This window comes from Hallella absiana, from assembly GCF_025457485.1.
Classification (GTDB): domain Bacteria; phylum Bacteroidota; class Bacteroidia; order Bacteroidales; family Bacteroidaceae; genus Prevotella; species Prevotella absiana.
Map to the genome: position 1 here is coordinate 1 of NZ_JAMXSP010000053.1, position 9,167 is coordinate 9,167.

Sequence of the window (9,167 nt, forward strand, 5' to 3'; positions counted from 1 at the left end):
TGTTTATTTTTGCAACACTAAGATAAGTGAATTCTTCGACATGGCAAAATCCTGGGCAACTTTTTGTTGCTCAGGTACTTAAAAAGTTATATTTGTAATAGTGTTGCGGAATTAAGGATCACAAGAAACCACTGAGATAACACTTTGACCTCAGTTTTTCGATGCTTCGACGGTGGTTTTCTGCCATTTTCACGATTTCTCGTTCTCTGGAACGAAGCATTTTCCTGACACAGTTTTGTCAAGAATATATTCCACGATTTAGCACTCTTTCCAGACTTTACCGGGCGAGTTTCATGGCCTCAACGGGCTTGTTGGTGGTGATGAAGTCGACACCGGCTTTGATGAAGTCGTCGACATCGTCGAGATCATCAATGGTCCACACGTTCACCGTCAGCCCGAGATCGTGGGCTTGCTTGATCCATTCGGGATGCACGGCGAAGGCGGGACCGGCATAGTCGATACCCGACATACCCTTCTCCTTAATCTCTTTCGGCTCCACATCACTGCCAAGATAGCTCACGTGCCTGGCACCGGCAGCCACCAAACGCTCGCAGGCCTTCATGCTGAACGAGATATATTCCACTTGCTGAGCCATGCCCTCGTCGGCCACCATCTTCACGACAGCATCAACACAACGGTCTTCGTCGGCCTGCACCTTATGGGGCTTGATCTCAAGAATGAGTTGCGTGCCCTGACAGTGCTGCTTTCCGGCTTCGAGATACTGCCGGAGCGTGGAGATACACTCGCCGTTTTTCAGCTTTTTGTCTTTGATATCCTTATAGCGTGCGCTCTCAATGTTCACCCCACCTATTTCGGGATTGTGATTCACAACGAGCTGATTGTCCTGCGTGATCCACACGTCGAACTCCGAGCCATAGGCCCCGATGTGGTGTGTAGCCTCCAGCGAGGCAATAGAGTTTTGAGCACTTCCGGCCAACGTCCAATAGCCGCGATGGGCAATGATACGGGTCTGGGCCGAGGCCACGGCGGCCATCATAGCCACCACAGCTACCAATACAAACTTAAGCGTCTTGTTCATTTTTGTCTTGATGATGATAAAGATTAGAATTCATATCGCAGTCCGAGCTGGAATTGATAAGGATTTCCGTTACCACTGGTCACGCCGGCATTGGTGTTGACACGGTAGACGAACTCCTTGTTCTTGGCGTCGAAGCCTTTGACAGTGTAGAGATAGACATTGCCCAGGTTGCGTCCTACGCCCCAGTCCTTGTTGAGGAAGTTGGCCACGTTGAAGAGGTCGAGCGAGAGGTCGAGCTTCTGTGTCTTGTAGATCTTGATGCTCTTGCCCAAGTGGAAGTCAAAGACACCATAGAAACCGTTGACACCACCGTTGCGCTCGGCGACCTTTCCGAAGCTGTCGCGGATATATCGCTTCACGCTTCCACGCACATTGGGATTGTCGAGAACAGCGTTGATACCATCCTTGAGATACTGCGGAGTGGAGCTGCTGTTGGGATCATAGACATAAGCCAAGTCGTTGGTAGAGACAAAGTCACCGTTGATGTTGCCGTTGACCACGAGCGAGTAGCGTGTGCCGCCGATGCCCGAGAAGCGCAGACCGGCATTGAAGCCCCAGAACGACGGTGAGGTGATATAGGCCACAACCTTATGGCGCCACTGATTGTTGCTGTAGTTCATCTTGCTCATGTCGCGCGGATCGTCGACAACCATCTTCACGAGCGTGGAAGTGTTGGCCACATCGCCATTGTAGCTGATGTTGTCCTTGGAATCATTCCACGTATAGCTCACGCTCAGCTCACCGTCGCGGAAGTAGCGCCAGTCTGCGTCGAGGACAAAAGCAAACTGGTTGACCTTGCCGTCGCTGTTGAGTTCGAGCACACGTCCCAGCTCCGTGGTCTTGCGGCCGTTCATCCAGTTCACGGCACCATTGGCGGTGTTGATGCTTTCGGCTGGCACGTAGACACCGCGGTTGGCTTCGTTGGCAAGTCGGAAATAAGGCTCGTCGACCATGTTTTTGTCGCGATAGAGATAGTTGTGACGGGCCAGCGTGGTGTAGAAAGCGGCACCTACCTTCAAGCGGTCACTGAAGTAGTGGGTATAGGAGAAGTTTGCCTTATAGATGGTGGGCACCTGTGCGTTGCTGCCATTGCAGTTGATGGTATAGGTCTTCTCGATGTTAGGATTGTTGAAGAGGTCCAGTCCCGGTGCCGTAGAGGGATCCTGACGATAAGCGGGGAAGTTGGGCGTGGGCACGGCAGCACCTTGGATGTCAACAGTGCAGATACGCGAGCCGTCAAAGACCATGTTGTTCACCATGGCGTAGTTGTTGATGTCGGAGGCAAAGATACCGGCACCGAGTTTGAAGATGTCGTTGTGGCGGTCACCCAAGTCCCAGGTGAGTTGCACACGGGGCTGCACGAGGAAGAGGCTCAGCCCACGGTTGGTCTTCACGCCCAGCGTGCGGTCGGCCGTCTCGTTGTAGTGTCCCTTGTCGAGATAGCTGGCATCGTCGATGCGCAGACCGCCCATGAACGACAGTCCCGGCGCAAGCGTGGTGACAGCCTGAGCATAGACACCGGCGTTGACAATGCGCTCTTTGACGCGTTGGGCATTCTCGTCATTGGAGAGATAGATGTCGCGGGCGTAGCGATAGGGTTGCAGGTTCTCGAAGTTGTCGAGGCCTGTGAAATAAAAGCGGCCGTTGGTCTCACTGCCATAGCGGCTGTTGAGGTGACTGTACATCAGGTCTACGCCAAAGGTGTAGTTGACTTTGCCCTTGGTGAGCAGCAGGTTGTCGATAAGCTGATAGACGTTGTCGTGGAAGTTCTCAGGCGTGAAGCGCTGTCCGCCAAGCTGAATGGTGGTCGACACTTCTTTGCCGCCGACTGTGGAGGTGACGCCCTCCACGATGGCACGCGGGATGTTTGCCGAGGGCAGGAAACTGTTGGGCTTGGTCTCCTCCATAGAGTGCATCCACTGAGCCTTGAGTTCATTGGTCATCGTGGGGCTGAGGATGGAGCGCAGGGTAGCCATGAGGCTATTGTCCGAAGTGTTGCAGTCGGAATAGCTCTCCAGCAGGTTGATCGAGCTATTGTCGCCCTGGGAATAAGGCATCTTGTTGTAGTTGAAGTTATCACGGACCGTGAGCAGGTTGGTAGGACTGAGCTGCCAGTCGATACGTGCGAAGACGGCATCGGTATTAGACTTTTTGTCGAAGGATCCATACTCCTGCTGTGTGGTACTGAGTCCGTATTTGTTCTGTGCGATGGAGACATATCGCTGGAGCGTCTCCGGCGAGAGATTGTAGCGTGTCTGGTCGCCGTCGTTGCGAATGTCGGCAATGCGGAGCGGGTGTGTGTCCTTTTGATGATCCCATGCCACAAAGAAATGCATACGGTCCTTGATAATCGGACCACCGAGCGAGAAGCCATATTGATAGGTCGAGAAGTCGCTGTTGCGCTTGTTGCCCAGGATGTCTTTGTCGCTGGCCAGCCAGTCGGCACGCATATAGCCAAAGGCAGAGCCGTGGAGCTGGTTGGTGCCGGACTTAGACACAGCATTGATGAGTCCGCCACCGGCACGGCCGTAGGTCACGTCATAAGCATTGGTGACGACCTTAAACTCCTTGATAGCCTCCATGGTCAGCGCATAAGGACTGCCCTTGCGCATGTTGGCGGCACCGCCGGAGATAGGGTTTTTGCTCGACATACCGTCGATGTTGAATCCTGTCGACGAGGCGAGTTGCCCGCTGAGCTGGTTGCCATTGGAGAGCGGCGAGAGGTCCATCAGGTTGGTAAAGTTACGGCCGTTGACCGGCAGATGCTTCATATCTTGCTCAGAGATGGTCGTCGAGGCACCCTCCGACTCCACTCCTTTTTTCAAGGAGTTGGCCACGACCTCTACCTCCTGTATGTCGCTGGCCGTCTCGCTCATCTTGAAGTTCACGCGCAAGGCATCGCCCTGGTTGAGCGTGAAACCTGAACGCTTTTGATCGCCATATCCGATATATTTGGCTGTAACCGTGTAGGGTTTGCCGAGTGGCACCTCGCGAAAGCTGTAGGAGCCATCGGCACGGGTAGGAGTAGACAAAGAGAAACCTGTAGACTCATTTTTTACTGTGACAACTGCTTCTATGACAGGCTGTCCTTTCTCGTCGACAACCTTTCCGTTGACAGTTGCCAGCACGTTTTGTGCCCAAGAGGCAACAGTTCCTCCTAACATCATTGCAGAGGTCAGCAACAATGTCTGAATGCGTGTTTCCATAAAATTAAGAAGTTATGTGATTGTAGTTATCGTGAAAAGTAATCTTGTTTTAACGTTACTGAGCCTTGATGACCTTGCTCAATTGCTCCGCGATCTTTCTCACCGACTTCATCGAAGCCTTTTCCAATTCAGCCTTGCGTTGTGGCTGATAAGCCGAGAAGTAGTTTTGTCCACTGGTGAGCTTCTGCTCGTTGCTGTCGTAGAGTGAGTAGTTGACAAAGTGATACATCATCGGCATGGGCTTCTCGGTATAGCGCAGATACTGGGCGTCGATGACAAGCAGATACCGTGCCCCGGCATCCTGCATGGCTTTCTTCAGATCGGCACGGCTGATGGCGGATAGGTCGGCGCGAAGGTTCTCGCCTTCTCCCTTGAGAACAATATTGTCCAGAATTGGCTGCCACTGACTACTGTTGAGCGCATGGTCGTCCATATTGACGAAGTGCAAGCCAGTGCCCGCCTTTTGCAGATTGTGCTCCACCACACCGTTGTAGACTTGATTGACACTGTCCTGGGCAATGTCGGTGTTCTCGGCAAGGAGATAATCGTCGTAGTAGTTCGACTTCACATTGTCCAAAGCACGGATCACCAGCACACGTTTGTTGACAGCCGCATTGTCCTCGTGGGTCTTCGGTGCGGGATCGTCGCTCCCAGCATACGCTATCATGGGGATGAGCATCATTGTGAACAACAGAGCTCCGATGGAGCTTTTCCGCATAGCCTCTGTTAGCTTTTGTCTCTTCATTGTCGTTAATCTCTATAATAATAGGTATATTGAATACTTATTGATTTTTCATTGGCAAAATTACAAACAGCAGATTACAATAGGATTGCATGGGCATTGCAATAGAATGATAATAACAAATAGACAAAAAGAATATGCCTATAAAGACATTGTGACAACTATTGGCAAAAACAAGCTAAAACTCTTTGCTTTCTCATTCTTTTTCCTTATCTTTGCCAAAAAACTGAGCGATATGAACATTCTGATTATTCCCGATATACACGGACGGTCGTTTTGGGAGGAAGCCATTAACGACATAGCAGAGCATCGCCGCGATTTCGACACGGTAGTTTTCTTAGGCGATTATTTCGATCCTTATCCCGCAGAAGGCATCAATGAGTGCCAGGCCATCATCAACTGGGAGCATCTCTACGACATATTCTTTGGCTCTTACCTGACGTGTGAGCCTGTCTTCCTGATCGGCAACCACGACGCGCACTACCTCAACAAGGTCTTCGCTGGCAGAGCTTCCGGCAGCCGCAAGTCGGAACGGCATCTCCATACCATCGAGGGCATCTTCGAGGATCGCCACCGCATGTTCCAGATAGCGTTTGACACAACGATAGGCGGCAAGAAGGTGCTCTTCACACATGCCGGCATCAACCGCGGATGGGTAGAGCGCCACAAGGATCTCCTTGGTACCGTCAGCGCCGACAGCCTCAACAATCTTGCCAAGAGCGACGAAGGATGGCTTGCCCTCGCCGATGTGGGCGAAGAGCGAGGCGGATGGGCCAAGACGGGAGGACCAATGTGGGCCGACGTTAGCGAGCACTACGACGAGGACGGGAAGCCCTACGCCATCGACGGCTACGACTACGAGATCTTCGCGCATACGCGCAAAAAAGAGCCTGTCATCAACGACTCCTTTGCTATGCTCGACGCTCAGCGTCCCTTCATCCTCGCCGACGACTGCACGATCCACGAATATAGCGACGCGGATAAGCTGGGACTGTGATGGCAAGTCTCACTCTCCTACCCCTTTTGAACGACTCAAGAAGCAATAGATAGCAGCCTCGATAATAGTAAGCACCAGCAACACAGCTCCTGCCATCCATAGGGATCCAGTCATGCAGACCACAGCGATCACAGCCGTGGACAAGACAGAGAACAACACCACCATCATGGGTACTTGGCTTCTCTCAAATGGTTGGCGAAGCGGTGACAGGAAGTCGCGGAGACGTTTCATACGCATATAAGTTTTCTGTTTCAAGCGCAAAATTAGCGAATCAATGTCGAATGCGCAAAACTTACAAGTTAAAGCAAGTTAACGTTATTTTCGATCTCTGCCCTACCCATCCATTTCCTACCTAAAGGTAAGCATAAGACCGTAAAGTGCCCTCTTGCAGCGTATTCGTTTTTTCTTCCCTGTACCATCATCAGGGACAACTGCCCAACAATTTTGCCAAGACCGTGCCAACATCCCAGGCACTGAAAGCAATACAAATGTTCAAGGACGAGTATCTGCTCGACTTCATGAACGTCGAGGAGTTAGGTGAGCGTAACAAAGAGTATCAAGCAAGCGTATGCAGAGACTCAAATCACGAAAGATTATAGGATCGCTGTACGTTATGTCCGATTTCGAGAAATAATCTGCCATACGTTTCATCTTCTTCCTCTCAAGGTAGAGCAGGAAACAGAAATCCCAGTCTTTGTCCCTCTCCAGCAGATGTTTGTATGCCCGCCCGATGCGGTCTTTCTTTTTACGTGTCATGTCTGTCTTGTCTTGTGATTTTACTTTATCCAGTGGCTCACGTTTGTGTCGTAAGCCATTTGGAATTCTATCTTCTCCTTCACTTGGTTCCAGCTTAGCGGCGTAAAGCCGTTGAGGTCAACGCCCATGTGTTCGAAGGAGTGATGAAACATCTTATATCATTATATTGAGCCAGCCATCAAGCATGGTATCGTCACTTTGCTCTATCCCGAAAGTCCGCGACACCCACGCCAAAAGTACAAGTTGACGGTAAAAGGCCTTGCCCTTTTACAAGAACTGAATGCGTAAATGATACTCCGTGATGTTTTCCCGATTGTTTTTTCCAAGGTGATTTTGGTGTCAAGATAAAGGAAATATCAGGGGCTTATCAAACTGAATTTGTTTTCCCATCGTTTTCCTGAAAAGAAAATCAGCGGCTTAGAGAAGTCTCTAAGTCGCTGATTTTCATTGTGGACCAGCTAGGGCTTGAACCTAGGACCTCCAGATTATGAGTCTGTTAAAATACGTTTTTATGAAATTTTATAAGATTTCATGACTTGTTTTATTTGGTTGATATACAATTAATTACTAACTTTGTAACCAAAAGATGCAATCTTATAAAATTGTATTTATCCGGCTTTTGTGTTCGCATCGTGTTCGCAAAATGTTCGCAAAATCAACTCTCATTCTAACAGACACCCATTATGAAGGCCTCCAAAACATCACTCAATTGTAACAAAATCGGTAATCTTTCGATGACCCTCGTGCTTGATAAGCGTACAAACAAGAATACAGAAAAGTATCCTATGGCGATCTGCTTCAATATAGACAGAACGCGATGGTACTATAAGCTCGTCGATATGCCATTTCAGACAGAGACGTTCTTCAACTCTGTATGTAGTGTCAGCAGCTCACGCAGCCGGCTGATGGATATCCATGACCAGTGGCAACAGTTGTTGGAAGGATACCGTGAGAAGGTTGTGAAGCTTAGCAAGTCACGACCGATCACGCTTGACAATATCAAGACGATGCTTTCTGGCGCCGGCTTCGAGGAAGAGAACGACTTCTCTTTCCTTGGCGTGTGGGAGGGACTTATCAACAAGTATAAAAGAGAGAATAGGGTAGGTACAGCGGATAACTACTCTTGGTCATTGAACTCCTTCCGAAAGATTATCGGTGAGGTTAATGGATTTAAGATAGACAAGAACACCATCAAGCTATGGGATGAAGGTATGAGAAACGGTATTATGCTGAACGGAAAGCTCGAGGGGAAAATCTCTGATGCTACCAGGGGCATGTATCTCCGGACCTGTCGTGTCGTATGGAACGAGTGCATCAAGCGAGGCTATCTCCCCGAAGAAAGTTACCCGTTTTCAAATAAGGACAACGATCTCGTTTCTATACCGCGAGGGAAGAAGCGGCAGCAGTCGTATTTGACCATTGAGGAGATGACGCAGTTGTATCATGTGTTTACAGAGAAACGTTATCCCGAGACTTGGACGAAGGAATATACGGAGCGTGCCCATGACTCTCTTGGGCTGTTCCTTACTCAGTACCTCTGTAATGGCTTCAATCTGGCCGATGCCGGGAGGCTGAAGTTCAATCGCACCTATTTTGCAGAAGGAGGACGTGCTTTTGAATTTCTGAGGAAGAAGACTTCTGAGACGAGCAATGGCATGTCCGTCGTTATCGTACCTATCATCAAGCCTCTGCAGGTGATTCTTGACGAGATTGGCGCTAAACCAGCAAAGGATGCTTATGTTTTTCCGCAAATCTTCCGTGGCATTGAGGATGAGACGATAAGACGTAAGCTGACGGTACAGGAGAACTCGAATATAAAGGACCGTGTCATCCGCATCTGCAAGGAAGTGCTTGGGTGGGAGAAGAAACCTTCGGGTACCTGGGCCCGCCACTCCTTTGCTACTAATCTCAAGCATCTTGGGGTTGAAGAGTTGTATATCTCTGAGAGTATGGGCCATTCGCTTGGCAACAACATCACAGCCGGATATCAGGACATGTACCCGCTTGAGACTCGCTTCGAGTATAACTCCAAGTTGTTGAATCTTGAGGAAGAAAAGCCGGATATAGACGTCGACAGCATGACTCCGGAGCAGATGAAGGAGATGCTGAAGAAAGTTTTGGGGCAAAAATAATCAATCCGAGATGATTTATTGAAATAAAATACGTAACTTTAGCCACTCAATATTGATAATAGCATTATGGCATTACCTATCAACATAGAAGACCTGCTCAAGAAGCGAAGGGTGGAGGACAACCGTATTGAGTTCAAACGTGGTTGGAATCCCGATGATATTTATCATAGCATTTCGGCCCAAGGGGGATTGTCCGTGGCGGACGGATGCCGCTGCCTAACCAAAGAACTTGATATGATAGCGTGCTAAAACTATTTTTTTTGCTTACCTTTGCGGTCATGGAACAAGAAAAGAT

At 49.6% G+C, this 9,167-nt stretch carries 9 protein-coding genes; 4 read left to right on the forward strand and 5 right to left on the reverse strand.

The genetic code is table 11. The annotated features are described in order from the left end of the window. Window positions 1-277: 277 nt before the first annotated feature. The 3 genes from NG346_RS13905 to NG346_RS13915 form a co-directional block, all read right to left on the reverse strand. Window positions 278-1,039 (reverse strand): glycerophosphodiester phosphodiesterase, encoded by a 762-nt coding sequence (locus NG346_RS13905; RefSeq protein WP_262288883.1) that lies wholly within the window; start codon window positions 1,037-1,039, stop codon window positions 278-280. 23 nt (window positions 1,040-1,062) lie between these two features. Continuing rightward, window positions 1,063-4,206 carry a TonB-dependent receptor gene (locus NG346_RS13910; protein WP_262288887.1) on the reverse strand — a complete coding sequence of 1,048 codons (3,144 nt, stop codon included), beginning with the start codon at window positions 4,204-4,206 and terminating at the stop codon, window positions 1,063-1,065. Window positions 4,207-4,300: 94 nt separating this feature from the next. Further along, window positions 4,301-4,990 (reverse strand): hypothetical protein, encoded by a 690-nt coding sequence (locus NG346_RS13915; RefSeq protein WP_262288884.1) that lies wholly within the window; start codon window positions 4,988-4,990, stop codon window positions 4,301-4,303. A gap of 232 nt (window positions 4,991-5,222) precedes the next feature. On the opposite strand from NG346_RS13915, the gene NG346_RS13920 reads away from it, so the two are divergent. Further along, window positions 5,223-5,984, forward strand: a complete 762-nt coding sequence (locus NG346_RS13920) for a metallophosphoesterase (protein WP_262280972.1) — start codon at window positions 5,223-5,225, stop codon at window positions 5,982-5,984. A 9-nt stretch (window positions 5,985-5,993) separates the two neighbouring features. Here NG346_RS13920 and NG346_RS13925 read toward each other — a convergent pair whose 3' ends face one another. After that, a complete protein-coding gene (locus NG346_RS13925) occupies window positions 5,994-6,221 on the reverse strand; it encodes a hypothetical protein (protein WP_262288885.1) in 228 nt (75 codons plus the stop codon). Window positions 6,222-6,760: 539 nt separating this feature from the next. After that, complete coding sequence (locus NG346_RS13930; RefSeq protein ID WP_262280974.1) at window positions 6,761-6,892, reverse strand: hypothetical protein; 132 nt, start codon at window positions 6,890-6,892, stop codon at window positions 6,761-6,763. Window positions 6,893-6,905: 13 nt separating this feature from the next. On the opposite strand from NG346_RS13930, the gene NG346_RS14665 reads away from it, so the two are divergent. From NG346_RS14665 to NG346_RS13940, 3 genes are all read left to right on the forward strand, one after another. Beyond that, window positions 6,906-7,028 carry a Fic family protein gene (locus NG346_RS14665; RefSeq protein WP_346732801.1) on the forward strand — a complete coding sequence of 41 codons (123 nt, stop codon included), beginning with the start codon at window positions 6,906-6,908 and terminating at the stop codon, window positions 7,026-7,028. A gap of 551 nt (window positions 7,029-7,579) precedes the next feature. Beyond that, window positions 7,580-8,872, forward strand: a complete 1,293-nt coding sequence (locus tag NG346_RS13935) for a tyrosine-type recombinase/integrase (RefSeq protein WP_262288886.1) — start codon at window positions 7,580-7,582, stop codon at window positions 8,870-8,872. 66 nt (window positions 8,873-8,938) lie between these two features. Next, on the forward strand, window positions 8,939-9,121 hold the full coding sequence (locus NG346_RS13940) for a hypothetical protein (protein WP_262280978.1): 183 nt from the start codon (window positions 8,939-8,941) through the stop codon (window positions 9,119-9,121). Window positions 9,122-9,167 lie beyond the last annotated feature (46 nt).

Excerpts from the sequence above, each read along its gene's own strand:
- NG346_RS13925 (WP_262288885.1), bottom strand. The coding sequence starts at position 6,221 with ATGCGTATGAAACGTCTCCGCGACTTCCTGTCACCGCTTCGCCAACCA.
- NG346_RS13935 (WP_262288886.1), top strand. The coding sequence starts at position 7,580 with ATGCCATTTCAGACAGAGACGTTCTTCAACTCTGTATGTAGTGTCAGC.
- NG346_RS13920 (WP_262280972.1), top strand. The coding sequence starts at position 5,223 with ATGAACATTCTGATTATTCCCGATATACACGGACGGTCGTTTTGGGAG.
- NG346_RS13910 (WP_262288887.1), bottom strand. The coding sequence starts at position 4,206 with ATGATGTTAGGAGGAACTGTTGCCTCTTGGGCACAAAACGTGCTGGCA.
- NG346_RS13940 (WP_262280978.1), top strand. The coding sequence starts at position 8,939 with ATGGCATTACCTATCAACATAGAAGACCTGCTCAAGAAGCGAAGGGTG.
- NG346_RS13930 (WP_262280974.1), bottom strand. The coding sequence starts at position 6,892 with ATGTTTCATCACTCCTTCGAACACATGGGCGTTGACCTCAACGGCTTT.
- NG346_RS13915 (WP_262288884.1), bottom strand. The coding sequence starts at position 4,990 with ATGAAGAGACAAAAGCTAACAGAGGCTATGCGGAAAAGCTCCATCGGA.
- NG346_RS13905 (WP_262288883.1), bottom strand. The coding sequence starts at position 1,039 with ATGAACAAGACGCTTAAGTTTGTATTGGTAGCTGTGGTGGCTATGATG.